The sequence below is a fragment of the Methanosarcina barkeri 3 genome (assembly GCF_000970305.1).
Lineage (GTDB): Archaea > Halobacteriota > Methanosarcinia > Methanosarcinales > Methanosarcinaceae > Methanosarcina > Methanosarcina barkeri_A.
This window is the reverse complement of sequence record NZ_CP009517.1, coordinates 756,608-781,511: the sequence shown is the minus strand read 5'-3', so window position 1 is coordinate 781,511 and position 24,904 is coordinate 756,608. Positions and strand designations below refer to the sequence as shown.

Below are 24,904 nucleotides of genomic sequence, written 5' to 3'. Positions count from 1 at the left end.
AATCTTCTCTTGTAAAAATCTTCTCTTGTAAAAATCTTCTCTTGTAGAAGTTTCCTTTTTAGAGGTTTCCTTTTATAGAATTCTTGTCTCAAAATAAAAGCAACCTAAAACAGAGGTTTTCAGTGAGTTACAGTGTAATTTATGTGTTATACCAAAAAGCTCTTAGTTAGAATTCCTCTTTTTACTATAATGGTTCAAAAAGTACAGGAAAAGATCGACAACACAGGTTTGAGAATTAAGAAAGGGAATTAAAGAATTTTTATATTTAACATGTTTAATTGAGGGTCAGTGGTAAAAATAAGTCACGTTAGTTGTCCAAAGGCTGGTGACTTTTGTAAACCAAAACTAAAGAAAGGGTGCTTTTGATGATTGTCAATGAAACTTTAAAAATCATTAAACAACGCAGGAGTATCAGAAGCTTCAAAGATGAACAGATCAAAGAGGAAGAATTACAGGCTGTACTGGAAGCAGGGCTATACGCTCCTAATGCTGGGGATCAGGCATGGCATTTTACAGTAATTCAAGACAAAAAATTACTGAACAAACTGAATATCGTAGCTAAAGAAGCCGCAAAACATCACAATCTGGGACATTTAAAGGAACTAGGAACTGATGAGATATTCAATTGTTTGTATGGTGCACCGACACTTATCATTGTCTCTGGCAATGAACAGTCACCCATACCTCTTGACGCAGATTGTGCCGCCGCTACTCAGAACTTGCTACTAGCCGCAGAGTCAATTGGGCTGGGGTCATAGTGGATTTTCTTCGTTCTATTAGCGTTTTATTCATCACAAGGTTCCGAATTGCGAAAAGAACTAAAAATACCTGAGGGATACAGGCCTTACTATTCGGCTGTATTTGGGTATAAGAAAGATACAGTTGTCTATGTACCTGACAGGAAGCTTGATCTCATAACGTATATCAGGTAATTTTCTGAAGAAAATGTTTCTGTTTGCTCCTGAAGGTGTAGGAGACTATTCTTTATTAACATTCTATAATTTTACAATGGATCCAGAATCAAAATTTTAGGACACACTTCAAGCAAAAGCACACTTAAGCACCTGCTAGGGCATGAACACCCCAAATTCTGGAACGCTCCTGATGGACTGTAAAGACGTAACAAATATGTCGGATAAAGAACGTTCTGATATGCGAAATGGAATGCTGGGGTTTTGTCTTCCAGTATCATCACCTGTTCCCGAACTTTACAGCTCTGGAAAATATACTAATGCCGACTCTTGATTGCAGGAAAAAGCAGGTAAGAAGAATAGGAAATTGCCGAAAACCTCCTTAAAGAGGTGGTACTTGAAGACCGGATGGATCAAAAGTTCGGCAACTTTAAGGAAGACAAAACCAGAGGGTTTCGGTAGCAAGGGCACTTAGCTGTTCTCCTGCAATCGTGCTGAGGGACAAACCTGCAACCTGGCCTAAAAGTTGATGGAACTATCAGGTTTGCGGACGGAAAAATTACAGATCAGTGAGGGTAAAAAGATGGAATATGCAAAAGGAAGAATAGGCAGAGTATTTACCGTAAGGATCGATTATGGAGATGACCTGATTCTTGAACTAATTAAACTTGCTGAACTGGAGCACATCGAATCTGCTGTTTTTGTGCTGTTGGGCGCATTAAAAGAAGCAAAGTTTGTCGTAGGCCCGAAAGAAAATGTAACCCCTCCGGAACCTGTATGGTTTGGCTTTGATGATGCACATGAAATTCTTGGAATTGGAAACATTTTTTTAATGGACGGAAAGCCTAAGATCCATCTGCATGCAGGCGCAGGCAGAGGAGACAATGTAAAACTGGGGTGTTTGAGAGGAGAGAGCGAAGTTTTTATGGTAGTTGAGGCTTTTGTCTTCGAACTCGAGGGATTTTCTGCCAGAAGAATTGCAGATGAGGAACAGGGTTTTGCTCCTGTAGTTTTTGAGCAGGTTTCGGATCTGAAATGATATTCCGATAAAACAAGAATTATATTCAGGTCTCAAAAGTTTGGGTATGAAGATGATAATTAAAAGTATAGTTTTACAAAATTATCTGGCAGTCTTCCTCAAACTTAATTTTGAAATGTTGTCTCCAGTTCTCGAAGCCTTTTTAATGCAATCATTTTTTCTTTGTTATCTTTTAAAAATTCGTCTTCAAGGGTTTTTACAATCTGCGGGAAGGGCAAAGTTAACTGGTAGTACTTTACGGGTCTGCCTTTTCCTTTATTCTTTTTTTCAGACCTTTCTTCTACCCAGCCTCTTTCACGCAGGGGGCGCATGGCTACGCTTACTTCAGGTTGTCTAAGCCCTGATACAAGTTCAATATTAAGGGATCTGAGCTCATTACAGTCTTTTAGACATACGATCGCGGTTGCCTCTGTCCTCGGGAGTCCCAGGCTCTGGAGCATGTCAATTATTGAATACTCTTTTTCGGTTAAATTAACTGGAGAATCGTCGGTCATCGAATGTGAATAATACTTTCAGGTTTATATATTTTATGTAGATAAAATTGTTTTTTTTAAATAAATTGAGTATTGTTAAGGAGTAAAACAGCTATCACACCCTGTTAATAGTTTTTTTTGGAAAGTTTGTATATAAATATTAGTATTGACAATTCCCCGGAAAAAAACCGATTTTGTAAAAACCGGTCTTGTGATTCTGACCAAAACCTTTAAAGCTAGTGTATGCAGGAAAATGGACATTTCTGAAATTCTGGAAGCCTGAGTTAAGGGTTACAAAACAAGAAGATCTCTTGCAAACACTCGAAGTATAATACTCCTGAACTCATATAGTTAAGGATGCAGATACTTGAGGCAAAAGTGTTTCGGGATTCGGGAACTTAATATATAGTCTTCATTTATTAATAGGGTTTCTTATGAGATAATAGCGTAAAACTTAATTAAAATTATTTCCGTTAACCGGATAAAGAATTAAATACAATTCGGACATCTAACGGTTAAGTTAAGATTAAGTCTCGAATCAAAGTTAAACTTCATAATTGACGGTAAGTCTCAAAATTAAGAGTAAACTTCGAATTAAAGGTAAGCTTTGAGTTAAGGATAAGCTTCAAATTAAGGTCAAGTTTTGAACTAAGGATAAGCTTCAAATTAAGGTCAAGTTTTGAACTAAGGATAAGCTTCAAAATTAAGGTTAAGCTTTGAATTAAGGATAAGCTTTGAATTAAGGATAAGCTTCAAAATTAAGGATAAGCTTCAAAATTAAGGTTAAGCTTCAAATAACAGAATATATCTATAGATAGATCAGAGATTAAAAAGGGTGAAATAATGTCGTATATCGGTCTACAGCAGGATTCTGGAGAATATAAGATCCAAAAGATACACGCTCGGGAGATCCTGGATTCAAGGGGAAATCCCACTGTTGAAGTTGATGTGTTTACGCCGAAAGGATTTGGCAGAGCCGGTGTTCCTTCAGGGGCTTCTACTGGTACGAACGAGGCCCTTGAACTGCGGGATGCAGACCCCAATAGATACGGAGGAAAAGGAGTTCTCACTGCAGTAAAGAATGTGAACACCATTATCCAGAAGGAATTGCTGGGGCTTGATGTGCGAAACCAGCGAGAAATCGATGAGCTGATGATCGAGCTCGATGAGACCGATAACAAATCAAACCTGGGGGCAAATGCAATTCTTGGGGTATCCATGGCCGTTGCAAAAGCTGCTGCGGATTCTCTGAATGTTCCTCTTTACCGCTATTTAGGAGGCTCAAATGCGTTTACTCTTCCGGTGCCCACAATGAATGTCCTTAACGGGGGCAAGCATGCAGGCAACGATCTTGCAATTCAGGAGTTCATGATTCAGCCCAAAGGCGCAGAAACCTTTTATGAAGCTCTCCAGATGGGTGCCGAAATCTATCATGTTCTTGGAAAAATACTGGAAAAAAAATACGGTCGGTCTTCCACTAATGTGGGCTATGAAGGAGGATATGCCCCTAAGATGAGCGAGTCAACCGAAGCCCTTGATGCCCTTGTCCAGGCTATTGAGGAAGCAGGTTATACTGACACCGAGGTTACAATCGGGCTTGATGCTGCAGCCTCCGAGTTTTACGAAGACGAGACATACACAATTGACGGAAAGAAACTCTCTGCTCCGGAACTGATGGACTACTATGTTGAACTTGTGAACTCCTATCCTATCCTTTCCATTGAAGATCCATTCTATGAGGAAGCCTTTGAGGACTTCGAAGCCCTGACCAATGAGCTCTGGGACACGATTATTGTCGGTGACGACCTCTTTGTTACAAACATTGAGAGGCTTTCTAAAGGCGTTGACATGGGAGCAGCAAATGCACTTCTCTTAAAGGTCAACCAGATCGGATCCCTTTCCGAAGCTTTTGATGCTGCAAATATGGCTTCCAGAAACGGCTATACCGTAATAGTAAGCCACCGCTCTGCCGAAACCGAAGACACAACAATTGCAGACATTTCAGTAGCTATCGGAGCTGAAATGATCAAGACCGGAGCTCCGGCCCGTGGAGAAAGGACTGCTAAATACAACCAGCTTCTTAGAATAGAGGAAGACCTGGGTGAGGTTGCACATTACGTGCAGCTCTAACCCTTTTAGTTTTCCATTTTAATCATTTTTTAGCTTTCTTCTTTTTTCTTCTTTTTAATGATTCGGTTTCATAATTTACAGTTATCCCTTACGACCATAACCGGAACCTTTGAGTGACGGACCATCTTTTCTGCAACGCTGCCAAGAAGCAGCTTGTCCAGTCCTGTTTTTCCAAGAGTGCCCATAACGATAATATCCATTTTTTCCTCTTCGGCATACCGGATCAGTTCTTCCGAGGGGTTGCCTTCAAGAAGGACGGGCTCCACATTGATTCCTTTCTTTTCTCCCAGGTTTTTTACAGAGTTTACAGCTTTATGTCCCTGTTTTTTCCATGCCTCATGTATTGATTCCCAGTAAGGATCCACACTCATGGGAAAGGAATCCCCATTTATAGGAGCCAGATAATCCGTTGATACCACATAGACTGCATAAATCTTTCCTCCACTCAACCGGGCAAGTTCAATCCCTTTTTCAGCAACCAGCCCGGAGCAGGCCGAACCATCGGTTGCAACCATTATTTTCTTAAAATTAATAGCTTCCATATAAAACCGTGTTAGATACGTGGATTTCCTAAATTAGACTTTTGGAACGTTGCAGGAAAAATCTGTAAAACCTGAAAAGCCGAATTTCATTTTTAAGCCTGCAAGCTCCCTAAACTCCGGGATCACCGCATACTTGATCAAATTTTCGAGAGATTTTCCAGGCAAGCAGGCCTAAAACCAACATTAAATCTCAAAAAATGCTGAATCTTCGCGATTTTGTACAGATAATTTAATATAAATTTATCCCAATATTATAATAACAGGGGTATATAAAGTGTCAGAATATTGGGATTGGGAGAATGAACAATTAGCAGAGATGGCAAAAAATCTGTTCCAGGTAAGGATTTTCAACTTGAGCAACATCTCCTTACTGTGCTCAATATTGTCCACATGGAAAGCAACATTACTTATAATGTTTCTCCTAGGGTACGACCCCTACTCTTTTCTGGATATATAATATCCTACTCTTTTCTGGATATATAATATACAAAGAGACCTCTTTAATGGACTTCTCTCTGAGGTCGCTAAGGCCGATCTCAAATCGTTAAGGAAGCTTTAAACTGACATACAGGAAAAATCAATGTATACACGTATAAAGTTTAATGTTCTCTCTGAATTGGTTTATCCAGAAGTTCTTCAATTTCTTTAAGTCTCTCGCTCTCAGGTGATGATCCTGCCTGATCGTCGTACTTTTTTGCCTCTATCATAAGCTTGATGAGTTTAGATAACAATCGCAGGCTCTCAGGAGAAGCTTCCAATGTAAGAGAGAAATTATCCATAAAAACAGATCCTTTTTTATTTTTCCCCTATTATGATATTTTTAGTTTATAATTCTTTGTGACGAAAATTAGAAACAGTGCCCTTTGTGGACAGGTTTTACTGTAAAACCTATGGATAAACCACAAAGTAAATTTACAGAAATCTTAGCATACTATCGCTAATAGGGAATTATAGGGAGTTTTGAGGTAAACGGATCCAGAAAAATATGTAGGATAGATTTTTAGTGAAATATTGAAATTAAACTTTTCCTATGTAGCTACGAGTTACATTGGGCAATATTATTTTATTGCCTTTACTGTACTTCATAAAAAGTTCAGTTAATTCTTTAATAAACTCCTTATAATTAGAATCCGTACTCTTTGGAGCATAAGAGGCTGATAAATTTCGCCCTAGAAAATCATCTAAATTATACTCCAGGTCATTTTGAAACGTACAATATTCGTATTTTCCATCACGAAAAAATTGTTCAAATTCCTCTGGAGTCTCCTCGATTCCTCCACTAAAATCATTAAATGAAGGACAAAGATTTTTACATATTTCTGCATTCTCTAAAATCATCTGGCTCGATGAATCCCTAATATTCCAAACAAGTGCTACATTTAAATTTGGTTTTAATATTCGTATGCATTCATTTTTGAATTTTACTTTATCAAACCAGTGAAAAGCTTGTGCAACTGTTATTAAATCAACACTCTTACTTCGTAAACCTGTATTTTCAGCAATACCTTTAATTGAAACAAATTTTGGATGATTCTTTAGTCTCTTTTCTGCAATACTTCTCATATCATCATTTGGCTCAACTGCAATTACCTTTAAACCCTTATCAAGCAGTTGTTCTGTCAAAATACCTGTACCTGAACCTATATCAGCAACTGTATTATTAGAAGTAAGATTGTTATACGAAACTAAATAATTAATATATTCCTTCGGATAACGGGGACGATATTTACTATAGATGTCCGCTTTACCAGTAAATTTTTTTGTTGTGTCCAATTTAAATCAATCCTTTCAACTTTCAAAATATACTTGATGGATATATTATATGAATAGGAATGATGAGAATTTTGGAATAATCAGATATTCTTTATCCTTTTTCAATAATCAGTAGTTCTTATTAACTGAAGTTCCGAATGCCAATACTAAAAAGTGTTTAACGTTTCGGCAGTATTGCAGGTTTGCTGCAAATTCCCTTTAAATGTAATGTACGAATTTTATTGTAAAACCTGTGTATGAGAATTTTTGGGTGGTCCCTCAATAATCAGTTGATATTTCCAGAGTACTCACATATTCACTTTTCGCTCTCATTTTCTGCTTTATGTACACTTAATTTCCTGTAAGCAGGTAAGCTTAGAAAACAGACTCAACTGAGCAAAAATACCTAAACGTAAAATATCAACCATCTACTAATGCACGACCAATTTTTGCTCTAGAACAAAAATAAATATTTCCATACGTTTTTGGGGGTCAATATTTGGTCGTTTGTGGGAATTTCTGGGCGTTTTGTTTCTGAGAAAAGAAAGAATAATTTGCAAAATTCTTATTTTGTAAAATGGAACATCTCATGTAACATACACAAATTTTGTTTAATCTTATGTATTTTTCAGGAGAATAGGCTTGAACTTCGTTAGAATGAAATTACCAAATCGGTCATATTCTGCTACTGTGAGAACCTTTGTTCCATCAGAGCTTACAAGTCCATTATCCATGAAAGGTCTATACGAACGAAATATTAAAGTGTTCGGATTTGGTGAAGAATATTCTAAATATTGATAGAAAAATAAGTGGTTTTCTCTTAATTTCTTACAACTAGCATTGCATTAACTTTCAATTTTGTTATCTGATCTTTAACTAGATAGAGAGTGTACTGATTCTTCTGTAAATTCTACAAAAATTGAAAATATACAGGTTTTATAACAGGGATGCTCCCAATGGGCTATTTAAAATAGTTCAAAAATTTATTTTTTCTAATCTGAGAAACGCTTTGATACCTTAGAATGGCTATATGGGTCATCATCAATAATTAGTCCTTCAGGGTAAATCTCATTTATATTATAATTCCCACTAGAGTTCTCAATATTTACTTTGGTCGTTGCCATCTTGGTATTTTTGATTCCTTTAGGAATTATATAGAATATTCCATCTTTAATTTTAGCAGCTTCCATAAACAGTACTAATTGATCTACCATAGCTTCAACTAAATTATTAGTATGTTTTGTAGATTTATTTATTTCAATCAATACAGAACTTTCACCCTTTTTAACTAACATATCTGCATATATTTTACTTGTCCCAATTGAAATGGAATATCCTGTTATTACTTTTATTTCTTGATCTGAAGATTCTATGTATGCAGCAATCATGCCGGTTAGTTCATTTTCAAAGTAAGAAGACAATGAGTAGTTTATATTTTTAGTAACGGCTTTATGTGGAAAATCAATCAAAAGTTGACTTATATAGTCAATAAGACTCTCGTAACAAACATGTTTTTGTTCAATAACTCCTGATTCTGATAATTCAATCTTTTCTTGATAATACGCTTTTCTTTCTATCATTTGGTCAAGAAGAATATTAAAAAAAGCACATACGTTTATTATAGCTAGAAATGCTTCTTGCTCTGAAAAACGTAACTTGTGATCATGCGTTGATGTATTCCGCCACTCTCTCCGATAATTCTCAAAAAGTGTCAGTACTCTTGCCTTTAAAATGGTTCCTTCTGCAAACTTTTTCTCTATTTGAGAAGTACTCAAATTTTCAGATTTGCTACCTGTAAGAACTTGGTATGCTTCCTTAAGTGAACCTTCATATGCTTGATTTGACCTATAAATGACGTCAGTAAAAAGATAATCCTCCCCTTTTTTTCCATTTTCAAAATGACGTTCAGCTATATCTATGTGATAAATGACGCTTCTCAAACCTTGAATGATTGGTGTATCTGAGAAATAATTACTTTTATCATTTATTAATTTCAGTAAATCCATAAAATCACACTTAGACAACTCAATAGATATAACATATTGACTTTGCAGTTAATGACAGCAATGCTGTAACTGTCCATATATAGCAAGGTTGTTACTGACTATACCTTTGTAAAGCCTGACGCATCCCTCCATATTTTAAATTATAACTATCTTTGTAATCTTCTTCAAATCTTCTGATGTCATTTTCTTTGTTGACCATCCAATAGTAATAATAATGATTGTCACTTGAACTTCTACGTTTTAAAAAATCAAAATCGAGAACTTCACTAGGAATATCTCTTGTAACAATACGACACTGACCTGGCTGTATCTTCGGAGTTCCATTTTCATTATCTAAAAATGAATTAAGATACGCGTCACCGTAAATAGGATTTTTTCTTATATATGCAGTTTCAATTCTTTCTTGAAAACTAAAGTACCCATAGGCGATTGAAGTTGTGAGAATGAAATCTTGATGACACATCTCATGGTTTATATTTCTTATTGAAGATAGTAATGATTCTAATGCATGTCTTTTTTCGGGGATAGATGAGCTGCTTAAATCGTTTCCCCAAAACAAAATTCCACAGTCAGATACAAATATTCCGCCAATTTCTCGATTAGTATTATTGTATCCAGCAGTATAAAAAATATCTAATGCTCCCTCAGCTCTCCCTTCCTTCATCAATTGTTTAAATCCAGAAATGTCTATAAAAGCAACAAAAGTTTGTCCATAAAAATTATCCAAAGGCATGAAAATTCCTCCCTACATTATTAGGACTTATGCACTTGAAGTTCAAAACAATAAAAGTAAGCTAACAATTCTCTAAAATTCAAGTTACCGTACTTGATTATGACTATTTATAAGATAGCAACTTTGCAGTTCGTGACAGCGATGCTGTAACTAGGCCTATTTGGTGATATACGGATCTAAATATTCCTTAATTTTCATAATAACTGGAAAAGCTTTACTAGCGAAACCAACAATTTTCACAATCTTGTCAGTCAATTGTAATACTTTTGAAGGATTCCAATCTTCCTTTGATAACTCTTGTTGAGCCTCTTTAACATTTTGTTCTACTTCTTCCTTATCATGAATTTCCATCTCGGTTTCGTCAACGAGTTTAGCTAATTCTTTATAGCATTCCCTAAGACTTTGTGTATTGTTTACCTTTATACTCTGCTTCACATTATTTGCATTAAAAGCAATATTTCCAGAATTATTACTTAAATCATAATTCACTGAATATCCTACCTGCTTTTTTAATTCTTCCTTTATTGGACCAATTTTCTTTTTGATAGAAAAACAATATTCATTGTCAAATTTTTTGAAATTGAATTTAAATTCTAAATGATCATTCGAAGGAAGTAGAATTAAAATATCTTTAAAATCGTCTATGTAAACGTTTTCACTTCTCATGCTTTGGATATTAATATTAAAGTCAAATATTTGCCTGTTTGTTTTTGGATCTACGATTGTAAAACAACAGTTGTCTAAGTTCCCAAAACCATCATTAGGAATAATTATTTTATTATTTGTTATATCTACATCAGAGACAAACGGAAATAATAAGATACCATATTTATTGAACAATTCTTTATCGTAGTTTGACGAAGTTAGTTGTTTATGGAAATGATTTTCAGAATTTTGTGGAGAAAAACAAAAGTTATCGCATGAAAAGGAAATGCATTTTCCGAAGTTGGTATACGCAATATTCAATTTTCTTATAATAATTGTTAATTCATCTGGCTCTAAACCATACTTATTTTCTAAGAGTTTTTTAGTGTATTTTTTATTTAATATTTCAAATATTTTATATTCGAAATCTGAAAATATTTGACATGGAATATATATTCTTTGAACTCTTCCAAATACAATAGCCATTTCTGATGAATCCGGTACATCGATCTCATCCAATAGTTTGTTATTTATTACAATGTTGATTGTATTAGAAAGAATTTTTTGATAATTAGCATCTAAGGAATAAATATCTCTTGAATATTGTTTATCAATCAAGTATACCGAACTTTGGAAGAACAGATAATTAAGACAATACAATGACTCTTCTATACACAAATTCATTATTCTAATGTACAACTCAATATTATTTTTAGCTAAATCAATAGAAGACAAAAAAAGTTTTTCTTTATAATTGACTTCGTTATCATGAGATAACAAGAACGAATTGATTTTTATTAAAACTTCTTTTACACCCAATTGATTGTAAGCTTTACTTGCAATTTTTTTGTAAAAATCATTAAAATCTGATTCTATCATTTAAACCTCAAAAATCAAAAAGTGACTTTTGTGAATTATCTTCTTCTGCCTCTTTTGCATAAATTTCTTTGGAAATAATTTCATCATATATTTTACTTGCAAATGAATAATAATGCTCCTCGATTTCATTAGTATCCTTTAAAGACCACGAAATTTTAGGGAATTCTAGTGTAACTTTCCCTTCTACATCAATTGTAAATGCAACCGGATAACTTTTATCTAAATTAGGATATGTTGAGTAAATATCAGATTTAAATCTGTTGACTTTAATTTCATTGTTATCAATAATTTCTTGTATTTTCTTTGCGTTTGGATTGAATTTTTTAGAGCGAATAGATTTATATTCTGCTAATTTGACGTTCCCAAATTCTTTTTCACTAGCCGGATCAAATTTTATTTCTAAAAGATCGTCTCTATATTTAGTGAAGCATATTTTTCTAAGTTCTTCATCACTAAATTTAACAGGTTTTAAGTCGAATACATTAAGCAAATTTCTATATGTAGACTGCCATAAATCTTTACTTATTTTCCCACTATTAAAAACTATTAAAGAAAGTTTATTATCTTCAGGAAAATGGTCTACATACATAGTAGCTACAATCACTCTCCCAAAATTATATCTTCTTAACATGTTATTATTATCCGAATCTGTATCTAACCCCAATAAAGTCTTCACCCCGAGTTTACCAAAAAGAGCATGAATATGGCCATTAACTTCTTTAGGGTATACACATCCAAATCCATCAGTTAAACATAATTTATTTTTAAAAAATTTAGATTTTATCTCATCAGAATCATAAGTAACGTTTGTCACATATTTTGTAATGGATAGTGTTCGGTGAATATCAACATCAGAATCATCTGTTTCTGGGACAATTTCAAAAGGATGAGTACTATCCATTAAATCAACTCAATAAGTTTATTTATTATTATTATTATTATTATTATTAATCTATTTCTTATGAGGAATTGGTTGATGTTGCTACAGATTCATTAAAAAATTTAACAGAAACATTCTAACTGTGCTTAATCGGTTGAGTATCTTTAATATTCCGGTTTATGTTGCATAAAACAAATTAATAAAAATTGTCGCATGAATATGTTCAAATAAGTCTGTTCATTGAAACGTTTATCAATCTATTGTCTTTTTTCTTCTTTGTTCTTTCTCGATCCTAATAGGGGTAACACTATCGTTGCTTAAATCAGACGCAACCATGTTTACTTTAAAAATTGCAGATTTCTGCGGATTTCAGAAAAATTCTGTTTTGCTTTGAGTATGTAGATATGACATAATTCTATTGAAATACATAACGCCAAAAGTATTATTCCTGTTTTATCGATTAATTATTATATTGAAAAATTCCATTTTCAGACGGAATTTCACACAATTGCATCCGTGTTATTTTTTCTGTTTCATTGTCTTCATCGCCTGTTTTTTCGTCGCGGTCGTGATCTATAAGAATTGTTATGCCTGCTGTTATCCCTGTTTCGAGTAGCCATCTTTCTTTTTTTGCCTGGTATTCAGGAGATCGGAAGTAAGGATCCATGCAGGGCGAGGTATGAGAGGGACCTACTGGAAAATGATAAGCCTCTTTTCCCGGATATTTCATTTTTGTGTTGTAAGGTTCTTTTTTTGCTGACTCTATGTTGGATTTGGTTTTTGCCAGGTTAAAGCCCCCTGGAAGATTTGAGATAGGCTTTTGTTATCTGGCTGGCTGTTGTGAAGGATAGGTCTAGCTTTTCAGGTTTGGGAGATTTTTCTTCTTTCTGCTTGTTGGACTTTTCTTTGGCTATCTTGGCTGAGAAGAGGCCTATACTATCTGTCCTGTGGGACGATCTGAACCCGGTTAAGGCGCTAAGTACGCCCTTGAGAAAATAACGGCTTGTAGGGCTTTTAATTGGCTTGTCTTTTTTTGTTCTTTCTGAGAGTGAGCCGGAACAGGTCCAGTTTCTTATTCCCATTGCCCAATATAAGGCCCCATGCTGGGGACTCATTGATTTTTCTAGATAGCCTTGCAGATAGTCGCCTACGGTTTTACCTGCAGCTTCGAGAGGGCAGGAACGGGACCACTGCCAGCCGTAGACTGAATCATTTTTTACGGTGTGGATGTCAAGGATAGGCCCGCCGCCGTATTTCTGCCAGGAGTATTGTATTACGGATTTGTGCAGAAGCCAGTTTATGCCGACTATTAGGACGTGATAGTGTAGCATTCCGTTTTTTTGAAATTCTGCTACTTTGATCCATTCGGCCCTTTTTGGTAGGCATCGGCTCAGGAATTTAGAGAAGAAAACTAGGCTTTTTGTGTCTACTTGTTGACCTGCCAGAGAGAGGAACCAGGTTTTGAGGTAAGGGTTAGGAATACGCTTTTTACGTGCCTTTTGCTGGATATTGATATACACTTAAGAATTATTCTGAGATTTTTGTAACTGGCCCCGATGAATAATATACTCAGTATCTTACTATCCTACCAAACATTTTTTACTCACTTACTTACATTCACAAAAATAGTATGTGGCAAATGCCACAAAATTATTCTTTAACCGTGATATAGCTCGTTTTCGTGTTTGTTGTGCTTCCATCTGCATTTGTTACAGTTAGGCTAACATCATAGACCCCTGGATACCTAAATGTATGAACAGCATTTCCAAAGTGATGTGAATTCCAATCGCTGCTTGTTTCGTGTTCAAATTTCCAGAAGTAACTGGTTGGGCTGCCTGTGACGCCAGTGCTGTAAAAATGAACAGTCAGGGGTGCAGTTCCGTATGTTTTGTCAGCGTAGAAATCTGCTGTAGGTGCTTGTGCCATTGCAGGTAGTGGAATGGCTAATAGAGCTAGCAAAAACAGTACTACTAGTAGAATTTTACTTTTCATATCCTTTTCCTTCCTTTCCCTTATATCTGTTTGACTTGATCAATTATATAATTATGTTTTTGTACATATCCAGCTGCAGTACTTATTAAATATAATTATACTGATGGCTCTCAGTTTATGGTTACAAATAATATTATGTGATTATTTATATTCATTTTATGTAATATTTTTCACATTTTGTTGAACACGTTTTTGACGTTCGATACAAAAATTAGTGTCAGATTATATAATAACTATAGAAATATAACTAAGAATAATATAAAATCTAAAAGTCAATGTTTCCAACAGTTAGCAAAAGTCCTTAAAGGAGGTTACTTTGCAAAAATGCTTAAATTAAAAAAATTGCAAATTTAATTTAATTTAATTTAATTTAATTTAATAAAGAGTGTTACTAAAACAAGTAGAAATTTAAGAATAGACGTTATGCCAGTGAATTCCTTCAAGTGAAGGTATTATGAAAGAGAAATTATAATGCATGGTTTTAGACTAAAAATGATCATTTTAAAAATTAGAAAGAGGAAATATAGTCTCCTCATTTAGTAACTTTCACAAGCTGACTCTTTGAACTGCTTCCTACCTTATTAGTTTCCGTCAAAGTAACCTTAAACTTTCCAACTTTTGTATACTTATGTGACGGATTCTTTAAAGTGGAAGTTGAGCCATCTCCAAAGTTCCATTTTTCAGTCATATTCACTCCTTTGCTTGTATCTGTGAACTTGACTGTTAATGGTGCTTTCCCGCTTGACTTTGACATTTTAAAAGAAGCTACCGGAGCTTTAATAGCAACCAGGGGTAAGTAATCAATATTTTTACTATTTATAGCATAAGAGGAATCTGCAATTCCATCATAGTTTTTATCAGAAGCTGTCTGAGAGAAGCCTTTGCCATTAGGGGAGCCCCAGAAGTTCCCGCCAATATAAGGTCCTAAAACGATATTATAATCTGGAGTCTTAGTGGTATTCCAGGAACCTACACTGCCAAACGATGTTGAACCGAATACTATGTTCTTTTTGTTGTTAAAGTAATTATCATAAACATCACCGCTACTAAATCCGTGAAACTTAATTCCTACATTGCAGCCAGTTATTTTATTTTTTGAAATTAATGCACCTGTTGTTGATCCAGCTCCTTCAAATAACTCTATCCCAATATCCGCATTCTTGATTTTATTTCCAATTATATCTACGCTAGATTCACTTAAAAAAATTCCACCATTTGTAAAATCGTTGTTTTTGATAAGATTACCAGAAGCCATATCTCCAGAAATAGAAGCATCACAAGAATAGAAATAATTATTTCTTATTATTTGACCACTTACTGCTCTGTCACTTAAATCAATTCCATTTTTAGTGATAGAGAATCCGTTTATATTAATATCGCTTTGTCCGAAATCACCACTATAGGGGTCAATATAATCATAGAATCCATTTACCTTCGGATAACCTTTTCCAAGAATTGTTAAGCTACTTTTTGTAATATTAACGTTCTCACGATAAGTTCCAGAACTAACAATAATGGTATCTCCTTCGTGAGCGGCGTTTACAGCCTTTTGAATTGTCTTGTATTTTTCTTTGGGTCCTACTTTTAAAGTAGCAGCTGATGCAGTCGATGAAATAACGATTAAACATAAAATCAGTGATGCCGATATTAAAACTGCTTTCTTGTTAATTTTCATAATTTGCACTCCTATATTTAAGCTTTAGACATAAAACAATGAATATTTAGATTTGTTTTATAGTATTAAACTTTCTTATTTTAATTAAATATTTGTAAAATTAGTTTATAGTGTGGTATTAAGATGGGTTTACAGAAAAAAATAACGCGTAGATTTTACTAAAAAATTCTTGTGTTTTGAGATAAATATTGAATCTATAGATAATTTCGACTTATAAGATGAAAAATCATAAAATTGAATAAAAAATTACATATTAATAAAATCTGTACGTTCATAAGTCAGATTAAACTACAGTTATATCAAAAATGAGTTAATTATAGTTAATTAAACGTTCTATAGATCAAAATTAAACGTTCTATAGATCAAAATTAAACGTTCTATAGATCAAAATTAAACGTTCTATAGATCAAAATTAAACGTTCTATAGATCAAAATTAAACGTTCTATAGATCAAAATTACTATCTAAGGCTAGATCAAGATACTCTACAAGACAGATAAACAAACTATGAAAGACAGAGATCCGTTAAAAGCCTATTTTTTTGTTTCGTTAGAGATATGCGAGTCAGATATCAAAGTTAACCTTTACTACCTCACACTCTGGCAGTTTTTCAATATGTACGCCTTCCTGTGTTCCGGTTACCTCAAGACCATTAAATTCATTTGAACCGCAAAGTACGTCCTGATTCGGGTGCGTGCCAGGGGTGATATTGCAGTTTAGAACAGTCTTTTGCCCGGCCGACACTACAATTGGAAGCCTTGGGGATGCAGGATGGTTCTTTGGAAGAACGATTAAGGGTGACCTGATTTCCCGGATCATAAAAAGAACGCATTTAAGCCCTTTTTCCGTTTTCTCATCCACAGACAACGCAGAAGCAACAATCAGGTCATGAGGTTCCAGTCCGAGTACGATCTCTTCGTTCTCGGTTTCCAGAAAAAACTGTCCATGCGGGCCTGCTTTCACAATAGCCACTGTTCCTGCCGTGCCGCGCAGGAGAAGCATTTCACTTTCCTTAAGTGAAATATCTTTCGAAGAGGTTGGTTCTTTCATGTTAAAAATAAGTTTTTAAAAATCCAGTAAATTATCAGGATTCTGCTACATTTTTGGATTGGCAGGAAGGGCACTTTACGTTTTTGCCAATGCCTTTGAATCTGTTCCCACAGTCTTTACATGTATAGTCTTTAACCGGCAAATTTCCTTCCATATCCAGATCAAACGAGTCTCCAACACTACACATCATTGTCACCTCACGGTTTTATCAAGGGGTTCAGTAATAATTATATTACCCACATATTATAACTCATACTTCTCCAATTAATACCTTTCCATACCAGTTCCTGAGGGCATTTTCTGCTCACAGCTTGCCCATCAAAGCAACTGTTTCCGCAAACGAAGCAAAAATCGGAACAAAAGAAAATTTCCTGCCTGAAAAGATGTAGAGGGCTTAGATATATTAACTTCTTAAAAAATATAGATTATTGATCAGTATAACTTTTCTTCTCTTAATCTTTTCCAGACCTTAAATCCTCCATAGTAAGACAGGTACAGAAATCCGATTATGCTGCTGATCCCATAAGAAATAAAACGCTCTAAAAGAACGAAACTGCTTGCAGATGCAAGGGATAAACCAAAGTACATAAGTAAAGAGATCAGGCCTCCTTCAATTATTCCTAGGCCTCCTGGAGTTAATGGTAAGGCTCCCAGAATAAAGGTCAGGATTGAAATTGTTACAATCAGGCTTAAAGAGAGGTCAATATTCAGAGCTAAAGCAACCAGTTTGAGACGTATTACATCAAGAATCCAGACTCCACAGGATAGAAGGAGAACGGGAATAAAAGATTGTTTAAATATTTCCCAGTTTTTCTGTATATTACGAAAGAGAGAAATTAATTTTTCTCTAAAGAACCACATTATTATTCCTGCTGCCAGAAAGATCAGGAAAAACAGATGGACTGATTTTAACGTTAACCTGTCAATTGAGGGCAGGAATCTGATCTCTAAAGCCGGAAAAGCATATAGAATATAAATTGATAAGAAAAAAACAGGAATTGCTTCAACCAGTCTTTCAAAGAAAACTGTTTTAAAAGCATTGATATAGCTTATCCCGAAAAGTTTGTTGGCCCAAAGGATTCTGAAAGATTCTCCCGCTGCCATGTTCCCTCCCGGAGTAACGTTATTTACGAATATTTCTCCGAAATAAACAGGAACAAGACGTGTAACTTTTATATTGTAGTCAATACAGTAGAGAACCTGCTGCCAGCGGACAGAAAATAAGTATACACTCAACAAGTATACCGAGATTGCTAGAAAAACATAACGTAGCTTTGTTTCCTTGAGTGTTCCCCATATCTCTTTCATAACAGGTACGATCTCTGGCCAGTAACTGCGGACAAGATATACACCTGCTGCGAGCAGTAACAGGGCCACTATGATTTTTATCAAAGTTCCCATCTTCAAAGATTTACCTCACAAGGATTCAGGGCCTTTTTTCTATAAGCAGTTTTTCTATTCCTAACCGAAACAGCCTTATCTCACTAGCTCTCCTACTCTCAATTTACTTTCAGAACCTTGCTTTTTAAATAATTAAACAAATCTCAGACTACGCAAACACTTTTGAGAGTTTTGGAATAACGAAGAAATTCCGGATATCTGGCAAGTCTTCACTCTATCATGCGCCCTTTGGGTCACATTCCTTTTGGGTCACATTCCTTTTGGGTCACATTCCTTTTGGGTCACGTTTGCTCTGAATATACGCAATAATGCCTGAGAGTAATGAAACAAGAACTACTCCAAGTACTAGAAAGCTGAAGTTATCCTTTACAACTAACAAGTTTCCAAAAAAGTATCCTCCAAAAAGGAATGATGTTACCCATAAAACTCCTCCAATGATGTTGTAACTAATGAATGTCGAATATGGCATTGTTCCAATTCCCGCTACAAACGGTGCAAATGTACGGATAACAGGGATAAAGCGGGCTATAATTATCGTTTTCACCCCATACTTTTCAAAGAATAAGTGTGTACGGTCAAGCTGCTTCTTTTTAATAAACCGCATATTTTCACGATTTGTTACTCGATTTCCCAAAAAATGACCAATGTGATAATTGACAGTATCTCCTGCAATAGCTGCAAGACATAGTACAATAAGTAGAGTGAGTAAGTTGAACGAGCCACTGGCAGCCAGAGCTCCGGTTGCAAAGATGAGAGAATCACCCGGTAGGAAAGCAGTTATCACCAGACCTGTCTCACAAAAGATAATAGCGAACAATAGTAAATACGTTAATAAACCATATTCGTTTGTTATTTCGCTTAAGTGAGCGTCCAGATGCAAAAATAAATCGATAAAATAGCTTTGATCTGCCATGTCAATACTTCTCTGTTATATATGCTTCTTATCTATACTTCTTATATCACTAAATAAAATAATTTCATAATTATGTATATTTCTTTGCATATCATAACTGCTGTTTATACTTAACTACTAAACCCAAAAAATAAGAAATTCCTTAAATTTTAACTTTCGGAACATACCGAGAATTCGGAAATCTCGGTTCAAGAATTACTTATGTGTTTCTTATAATTTAATGATCCAGTTAAGAACTGAATTTTTCGAAATTTTTATAATTTAAAGGGTTTTTCATACCTTCGGTTCCATTGAAGTTTATTATTCTCTTTTACTGAATGCTGAAACAGTTAGATACAGAAAACAATTAAATGTGCCATATTTATAGAGTTATACTTTTTCAGTTCTACAGAGTTACTTTTCCATCAGACTTGAACAAGTACCCATCAAATTTGAGAATGTACTCCTCGAATTTTTGTAGATATCCATTCAAATTGCACAGATACCTATCAGTTTGAACAGATACCTATCAGTTTGAACAGATACCTATCAGTTTGAACAGATACCTATCAGTTTGAACAGATACCTATCAGTTTGAAAAGGTATAACACTTACCTTTTAATGCTTACCAGATTTGTCAGAGATTATCATTTATCTCTTTCTTAAGAGGGTTAAAAGGATCCAGCTGGCTTGCCAGGTATCCGAACTCACGCAATTCATGGAATTGCTCAAGCAGACACTCGTTTTTCTCGAGTTCGTAACACTTGCCTTTCGAAAATAAAGAGTTCAGAATCACCCGGTTCTGGGTTAAAGTCCCTGTCTTATTCACGCATAGCACGATTGAAGTCCCAAATGTCTCAATTGCAGGTATCCGACGTACGAGGACATCTTTTGGATAGACGTCAGGCTTCCATATTAAGTAGTATCAGTAAAACTACCGAGAACTCTTCGGGAAGAAGGGCCATGCTCAAAATTAGTCCTGCAAGCAAGCCGTGAAGCCAATCTCCTCTAGCCAAGCCGTAAACAATAACAATTTCCATTTTTCTATTAAATCTCTTGTGCGAATATTAAAAGTTCTTATGCACTTTTTGCGAGCTAGTTTAATATCGTAGAGTAAAAAAGCTTTACGGAAGATATTCAAAAACAGTTAAACGACAATGATTAGGAAAATTGCTTAAGTAAGAAGTATAAGTGGTATTTTTGTTTGAGATAAGTTCACTAATAAAAAACAAAAGGTTATTATGTCGAAAAAATCATCTGCTGGCAAACATTTTAAGTGAATTCTTTTTTATATAACTATTAATATAGTACAAAGTGGAAGGTGGAAAACAGGCTAGAAGGTAGCACTACCTGATTTTAGGGAGGTGAGCTTATCAAAAAGGTCCACGTGAGGTTAAAGAGTTAACCGTAGTAATAGCAGTTACCTTGCGAATAGAAAAGACCTTATCAGGTTTACTGAAGGAAATCAAGCAGAAAGTAAATTTCTAAATTTTTAAGTAAATTTAAAAAATGCAATATAAAAAATAAAATATAAAGAATACAATATAAAAAATGCAATATAAAACATGGACTGCAAAAACTGATTCCTTCGTTGATAAGGCCGTGAATGTTTAAATGAGTTTTTATTAAAAATAAGAAGTTTAAAATTCTGGGCCACAAGGTAATATTCATGATTTTACTGAATGAAAGGTAGGAACCAAATGGCTCTCACCTTGAAACGACAATTACTACGCTTCTTAAAAGTTACTACAATTCCTAAAAATTACCGCATTATCTTAAAAATTATCACATTGTCTTTTTCAACAAGTATCAATTTTTGATATGAAAATGGGGGGTATTGTTTGACAGACAACGAAAAAATAGCTGCAAAACTAAAAGTCGCAGAAGCTGATCAAAGAGACGTCGGAAAAGGAATTGTCCGGGTGGATGACAGTTTCCGGGAAAAGCTGGGCCTTAAGCCTTTTGACGTTATTGAAATAAAAGGAGGAAAATCAACTTCAGCCCTGGTAGGGCGTCCGTATCCCAGCGACTCGGGCCTTGATATTATCCGCATGGATGGGCTCATCCGTACTAATGCAAAAACTAGCATAGGGGAGTACGTGGACATTCGCAAAGCTGACTGGAAAGAAGCAAAGAGTGTAACTCTTGCGCCTGTAGCTAAGGGCATGCAGATTTATGCTCCAAGTGAAACTCTTAAAGCCGTATTCATGAACCGTACGGTTTCGAAGGGTGATTTTATTTCCACCACAAGCTTGAGACGATCCCGAGAGAGGGAGACTTTTGGGAAAGGAATTATGTTCGAGGATTTCTTTCAGGACTTTTTTGGTCCAGGTATGGGACAGTCATTTGGGCTGGGAGAAATAAAGTTACAGGTGATCTCCACTTCCCCGTCTGGAATAGTAAAGATTACAGATATGACAGAGGTTGAGCTCCTACCCGAAGCTGCAGAAGTAACACCTGAACAGAATGTTCCCACAGTCATGTATGAAGATCTGGGTGGGGTTAAAGACGCTATCACCAAAATAAGAGAAATGATAGAATTACCTTTGAAGCACCCTGAACTTTTTGATAGACTGGGAATTGATGCTCCAAAAGGAGTACTGCTTTACGGACCGCCTGGAACAGGTAAGACAATGCTTGCAAAAGCAGTTGCAAATGAGTCCGACGCCTACTTTATCTCAGTCAATGGTCCGGAAATTATGTCCAAGTACTACGGTGAGTCCGAAAAAGGGATCAGAGATGTCTTTGAAGAAGCAGAGAAAAACGCTCCTGCAATCATTTTCCTTGATGAAATCGACTCCATTGCACCTAAGAGGGCTGAGGTAACCGGAGAAGTTGAAAGGAGAGTTGTAGCTCAACTCCTCTCTCTGATGGACGGGCTTAAGGCTCGCAAGAACGTGATTGTGATAGGGTCAACCAACCGTCCTGAAGCAATTGATATGGCACTTCGCCGCCCTGGTAGATTTGATAGAGAGATTGAATTAAGGGTTCCGGACACTGAAGGAAGGCTCGAGATCTTCCAGATCCACACAAGAGGTATGCCACTTGCCGAAAACGTAAATCTCATGGACTTCGCTCAGATAACTTATGGGTTCGTGGGAGCTGACATTGCTGCACTTTGCCGGGAAGCTGCAATGAGTTCCTTGAGACGGATTCTTCCGAAGATTAACCTCAATGAACCTGAAATTCCAAGTGAGATCCTTGACACACTTCGGGTCACAAGGGAAGACTTCGAAAACGCCTTGAAAGATGTCCAGCCATCTGCTATAAGAGAGATCCTTATCGAAATTCCGAATGTGAGCTGGGAAGATGTAGGCGGCCTGGAAGGAGTAAAACAACTTTTGAAGGAGGCCGTGGAGTGGCCCCTTAAAAGTCCGGAGTCATACAGGGATATAGGAGTTGAGGCTCCCAAAGGAGTACTTTTATATGGTCCTCCTGGTACTGGAAAGACTCTCCTTGCAAAAGCTATTGCCCACGAGTCCGAAGCTAACTTCATTACCGCAAAAGGAAGCGATCTGCTTTCCAAGTGGTACGGAGAGTCGGAAAAAAGAATTGCCGAGGTTTTTTCACGGGCAAGGCAGGTTGCTCCTTCAATTATTTTCCTGGATGAGCTTGATTCTCTTGCGCCAATTCGGGGAGCTTCCGTTGGTGAGCCACAGGTTACAGCCAGAATTCTGAATCAGCTGCTTTCCGAGATGGACGGGCTTGAGGAACTCAGAGCTGTAGTTGTAATAGGTGCAACCAATCGTCCTGATATTATAGATCCGGCTCTTCTAAGGCCTGGACGTTTTGACGAGTTAATTCTCGTTCCCGTTCCGGATGCGGGAGCTAGGAAGGAAATTTTTAAGGTCCAGACCTCTAAAATGTCGCTTGCAGAGGATGTTGACATTGAAAAACTGGTTTCCATGACCGATCAGTATACAGGTGCTGACATTGCAGCTGTATGTAAAAAAGCAGGAAGAGACGCACTTCGGGAAGACCTTCATGCTAAAGAGGTGAAGCAGAAACACTTCCTTCAAGCGATTGCTGAAACCGGGCCTTCGGTTACTCCTGATACCATGAAGTATTACCATGCTGTACAGAGTGGCCTGAGAAAAAGGCAGTCAAAAGAAATAGAAACTCCATTTTATAGCTGAGTGATAAACAGAAAATTTGATCTCCTTTTTCTCTTTTTCTGCTTTCCTTTATTTTCTCAATTTTAAAATGTAATCAAAAACAATTAATCAAAAATGATAAGAGATGACTGTTTGCTTTATTGATCAAAAGGCGTAGTGTTTTAATCTCCCTAACTCCTAAGTAACGAAATTGGTTCTGAAAAGTTCTCTTTGTATTAACATAAATAGTTAGAACTCAGTTTTTACCTGTTTGAACTTTACATCATACTTTTCCTTTGTATTAAAAACATCCATGATTGGTTTAAAATTTATTACATTGAATTACTTTTTCTTATCTTCATTCTTTTACTCTATGGTATAGAGCTTTAATAACGAAAACCCTACTTAGTAATTCTTTAGAGAAAAACTCAGTACTTATTATAAAATCTAAAACAGATTAACTTAAATTGACAGTAGCTTATCAGATATCAGTCTAAAGGGGTCAAAAGGAATGGAAATTATAAATATTGCCCTTGTAATCATAGGTGGACTGGTCTTTTTTCTCGGAGTAATTTCTCGACGTATAAGGGAATGGAACTTCTCAGAGCCATTTGCAGCTCTAATAGTTGGTGTTTTGTTGAGTTCGGCAGGTTTTGATATTCTTGATTTGAAGCTACTTAACCCTCGGATTTTAGAAGAAGCTGCCAGGCTGTCCTTAGCTGTCGGTGTAATGGGGGTAGCATTAAGAGTTCCTTCCAGCTACATTATCAAAAACTGGCGATCCATAGCAGCTATGCTTGGAATTGTAATGCCTTTTATGTGGATAATGAATAGTCTGCTTGTATACTGGCTTCTTGACTTCAACTTTCTTACAGCCTTACTGCTTGGCGCAATTATGACTCCGACAGATCCGATACTTGCAGTATCCATTGTAAGCGGACAATTAGCAAAAGATAAACTACCTGAAAGACTAAGAGATTTAATCTCAGTGGAATCCGGCTCTAATGATGGTTTGGCTTATCCTTTCGTACTGCTTCCTATTCTATGGATGGCTCACAGACCTGAGAAAGCCCTGAACCACTGGGTGATAAATACCCTTTTCTGGGAAGTGGGAGCTGCAGTAATTTTGGGAGCTCTAATAGGCTATACAGCAGGCCATATACTAAGAAAAGCACAGAGCAAAAAAACTATTAATGAATCTTCTTACGTTGCTTACACTCTTTCCCTTACATTCCTTACCTTAGGAGGTATAAAACTCATTGGAAGCGACGGGATACTTGCCGTTTTTGTTGCAGGTGCGTTCTTCAGTGCGACATCAACCGAAAAAGAGAGACGAGATGAGAAGCGTGTAGTTGAAGGGTCGGACCGTTTTTTTACGATTCCTATATTTACACTTCTTGGCCTGGCTTTGCCATGGCAGGAGTGGGGAAAACTCGGATTAGAAGGTTTAATGCTAGCTTTATTAATATTAATCCTGCACCGAACACCCATTCTTTTTTCTATTAAACCTCTTGTGCCTAATCTAAAAAACAGCCTTGATGTTCTCTTTACAGGCTGGTTTGGGCCTATTGGAGTGGCAGCTCTTTATTATGCTAGACTTTCAATGAGACAAACCGGAATAGAAGAACTGTGGCCAGTTGTTAGCCTGGTAATATGCATGTCAATTGTGCTTCACGGAATAACTGCAACTTACTTTACAAAGCTTTATGGAAAATATAATCCGGAAAAGTCAGGAAATGAGTAATCTGGTTTCAGAAGCAGTTTCAGGACTTCTGCTATATTCTAAAGTTTATACTGATTCATTTTTGACT

The 24,904-nt window shown here is 36.0% G+C and carries 26 protein-coding genes; 7 read left to right on the top strand and 19 right to left on the bottom strand.

What is annotated here, in order from left to right:
- The first annotated feature begins 365 nt into the window (after nt 1–365).
- From MSBR3_RS03180 to MSBR3_RS03175, 4 genes are all read left to right on the top strand, one after another.
- Nucleotides 366–758: a nitroreductase family protein gene (locus tag MSBR3_RS03180; RefSeq protein WP_230627731.1), complete on the top strand. Its 393-nt coding sequence runs from the start codon at nt 366–368 to the stop codon at nt 756–758.
- 48 nt (nt 759–806) lie between these two features.
- Nucleotides 807–932 carry a hypothetical protein gene (locus MSBR3_RS21330; protein ID WP_268989112.1) on the top strand — a complete coding sequence of 42 codons (126 nt, stop codon included), beginning with the start codon at nt 807–809 and terminating at the stop codon, nt 930–932.
- A gap of 172 nt (nt 933–1,104) precedes the next feature.
- Nucleotides 1,105–1,245, top strand: coding sequence for a hypothetical protein (locus tag MSBR3_RS19935; RefSeq protein WP_196296997.1), 141 nt, complete (start codon nt 1,105–1,107; stop codon nt 1,243–1,245).
- A 249-nt stretch (nt 1,246–1,494) separates the two neighbouring features.
- Complete coding sequence (locus tag MSBR3_RS03175) at nt 1,495–1,950, top strand: PPC domain-containing DNA-binding protein (protein WP_048109963.1); 456 nt, start codon at nt 1,495–1,497, stop codon at nt 1,948–1,950.
- A gap of 104 nt (nt 1,951–2,054) precedes the next feature.
- On the opposite strand, the gene MSBR3_RS03170 is transcribed toward MSBR3_RS03175, so the two are convergent.
- The gene (locus MSBR3_RS03170) at nt 2,055–2,444 is read right to left on the bottom strand and encodes a transcriptional regulator (RefSeq protein ID WP_048106387.1); all 390 of its coding nucleotides are present in this window, start codon (nt 2,442–2,444) and stop codon (nt 2,055–2,057) included.
- 822 nt (nt 2,445–3,266) lie between these two features.
- Here MSBR3_RS03170 and eno point away from each other — a divergent pair.
- Nucleotides 3,267–4,553 (top strand): phosphopyruvate hydratase, encoded by a 1,287-nt coding sequence (eno, locus tag MSBR3_RS03165; RefSeq protein WP_048106385.1) that lies wholly within the window; start codon nt 3,267–3,269, stop codon nt 4,551–4,553.
- 68 nt (nt 4,554–4,621) lie between these two features.
- Here the strand turns inward: eno and MSBR3_RS03160 are convergent, their stop codons facing one another.
- From MSBR3_RS03160 to MSBR3_RS19915, 18 genes are all read right to left on the bottom strand, one after another.
- Nucleotides 4,622–5,095, bottom strand: coding sequence for a universal stress protein (locus MSBR3_RS03160; protein WP_048106383.1), 474 nt, complete (start codon nt 5,093–5,095; stop codon nt 4,622–4,624).
- A 33-nt stretch (nt 5,096–5,128) separates the two neighbouring features.
- On the bottom strand, nt 5,129–5,260 hold the full coding sequence (locus MSBR3_RS21325) for a hypothetical protein (RefSeq protein ID WP_268989111.1): 132 nt from the start codon (nt 5,258–5,260) through the stop codon (nt 5,129–5,131).
- 434 nt (nt 5,261–5,694) lie between these two features.
- Complete coding sequence (locus MSBR3_RS03155; RefSeq protein WP_048106381.1) at nt 5,695–5,874, bottom strand: hypothetical protein; 180 nt, start codon at nt 5,872–5,874, stop codon at nt 5,695–5,697.
- A 238-nt stretch (nt 5,875–6,112) separates the two neighbouring features.
- The gene (locus MSBR3_RS03150; RefSeq protein WP_048106379.1) at nt 6,113–6,868 is read right to left on the bottom strand and encodes a class I SAM-dependent methyltransferase; all 756 of its coding nucleotides are present in this window, start codon (nt 6,866–6,868) and stop codon (nt 6,113–6,115) included.
- Nucleotides 6,869–7,839: 971 nt separating this feature from the next.
- Entirely contained in the window at nt 7,840–8,853 is a 1,014-nt protein-coding gene (locus tag MSBR3_RS03145) for a hypothetical protein (RefSeq protein ID WP_048106377.1), read from the bottom strand.
- A gap of 91 nt (nt 8,854–8,944) precedes the next feature.
- Nucleotides 8,945–9,586: a hypothetical protein gene (locus tag MSBR3_RS03140; RefSeq protein WP_048106375.1), complete on the bottom strand. Its 642-nt coding sequence runs from the start codon at nt 9,584–9,586 to the stop codon at nt 8,945–8,947.
- Between the two features lie 156 nt (nt 9,587–9,742).
- Nucleotides 9,743–11,110, bottom strand: coding sequence for a hypothetical protein (locus MSBR3_RS03135; RefSeq protein ID WP_048106374.1), 1,368 nt, complete (start codon nt 11,108–11,110; stop codon nt 9,743–9,745).
- Nucleotides 11,111–11,117: 7 nt separating this feature from the next.
- Nucleotides 11,118–12,011: a hypothetical protein gene (locus tag MSBR3_RS03130; RefSeq protein WP_048106373.1), complete on the bottom strand. Its 894-nt coding sequence runs from the start codon at nt 12,009–12,011 to the stop codon at nt 11,118–11,120.
- A gap of 439 nt (nt 12,012–12,450) precedes the next feature.
- Nucleotides 12,451–12,720 (bottom strand): hypothetical protein, encoded by a 270-nt coding sequence (locus MSBR3_RS03125; protein ID WP_048106372.1) that lies wholly within the window; start codon nt 12,718–12,720, stop codon nt 12,451–12,453.
- Between the two features lie 58 nt (nt 12,721–12,778).
- A complete protein-coding gene (locus MSBR3_RS03120; RefSeq protein ID WP_048106371.1) occupies nt 12,779–13,510 on the bottom strand; it encodes a hypothetical protein in 732 nt (243 codons plus the stop codon).
- A gap of 130 nt (nt 13,511–13,640) precedes the next feature.
- The gene (locus tag MSBR3_RS03115; RefSeq protein WP_196296996.1) at nt 13,641–13,949 is read right to left on the bottom strand and encodes a PKD domain-containing protein; all 309 of its coding nucleotides are present in this window, start codon (nt 13,947–13,949) and stop codon (nt 13,641–13,643) included.
- A 565-nt stretch (nt 13,950–14,514) separates the two neighbouring features.
- On the bottom strand, nt 14,515–15,657 hold the full coding sequence (locus MSBR3_RS03110; RefSeq protein WP_052723253.1) for a NosD domain-containing protein: 1,143 nt from the start codon (nt 15,655–15,657) through the stop codon (nt 14,515–14,517).
- A 563-nt stretch (nt 15,658–16,220) separates the two neighbouring features.
- Nucleotides 16,221–16,706, bottom strand: a complete 486-nt coding sequence (locus tag MSBR3_RS03105) for a hypothetical protein (RefSeq protein ID WP_048106367.1) — start codon at nt 16,704–16,706, stop codon at nt 16,221–16,223.
- 34 nt (nt 16,707–16,740) lie between these two features.
- Nucleotides 16,741–16,896, bottom strand: a complete 156-nt coding sequence (locus MSBR3_RS19925; protein ID WP_155396689.1) for a cytochrome c-type biogenesis protein — start codon at nt 16,894–16,896, stop codon at nt 16,741–16,743.
- A 242-nt stretch (nt 16,897–17,138) separates the two neighbouring features.
- Nucleotides 17,139–18,107 (bottom strand): lysylphosphatidylglycerol synthase transmembrane domain-containing protein, encoded by a 969-nt coding sequence (locus tag MSBR3_RS03100; RefSeq protein ID WP_048106365.1) that lies wholly within the window; start codon nt 18,105–18,107, stop codon nt 17,139–17,141.
- Nucleotides 18,108–18,372: 265 nt separating this feature from the next.
- Nucleotides 18,373–19,020 carry a DedA family protein gene (locus MSBR3_RS03095; RefSeq protein WP_048106363.1) on the bottom strand — a complete coding sequence of 216 codons (648 nt, stop codon included), beginning with the start codon at nt 19,018–19,020 and terminating at the stop codon, nt 18,373–18,375.
- 616 nt (nt 19,021–19,636) lie between these two features.
- Nucleotides 19,637–19,828 (bottom strand): hypothetical protein, encoded by a 192-nt coding sequence (locus MSBR3_RS19920; protein WP_155396687.1) that lies wholly within the window; start codon nt 19,826–19,828, stop codon nt 19,637–19,639.
- A 73-nt stretch (nt 19,829–19,901) separates the two neighbouring features.
- The gene (locus MSBR3_RS19915) at nt 19,902–20,039 is read right to left on the bottom strand and encodes a hypothetical protein (protein ID WP_155396685.1); all 138 of its coding nucleotides are present in this window, start codon (nt 20,037–20,039) and stop codon (nt 19,902–19,904) included.
- 801 nt (nt 20,040–20,840) lie between these two features.
- Here MSBR3_RS19915 and MSBR3_RS03090 point away from each other — a divergent pair.
- Nucleotides 20,841–23,135 (top strand): CDC48 family AAA ATPase, encoded by a 2,295-nt coding sequence (locus MSBR3_RS03090; protein WP_048106362.1) that lies wholly within the window; start codon nt 20,841–20,843, stop codon nt 23,133–23,135.
- A gap of 469 nt (nt 23,136–23,604) precedes the next feature.
- Nucleotides 23,605–24,837 carry a cation:proton antiporter domain-containing protein gene (locus MSBR3_RS03085; RefSeq protein WP_048106361.1) on the top strand — a complete coding sequence of 411 codons (1,233 nt, stop codon included), beginning with the start codon at nt 23,605–23,607 and terminating at the stop codon, nt 24,835–24,837.
- Nucleotides 24,838–24,904: the final 67 nt, after the last annotated feature.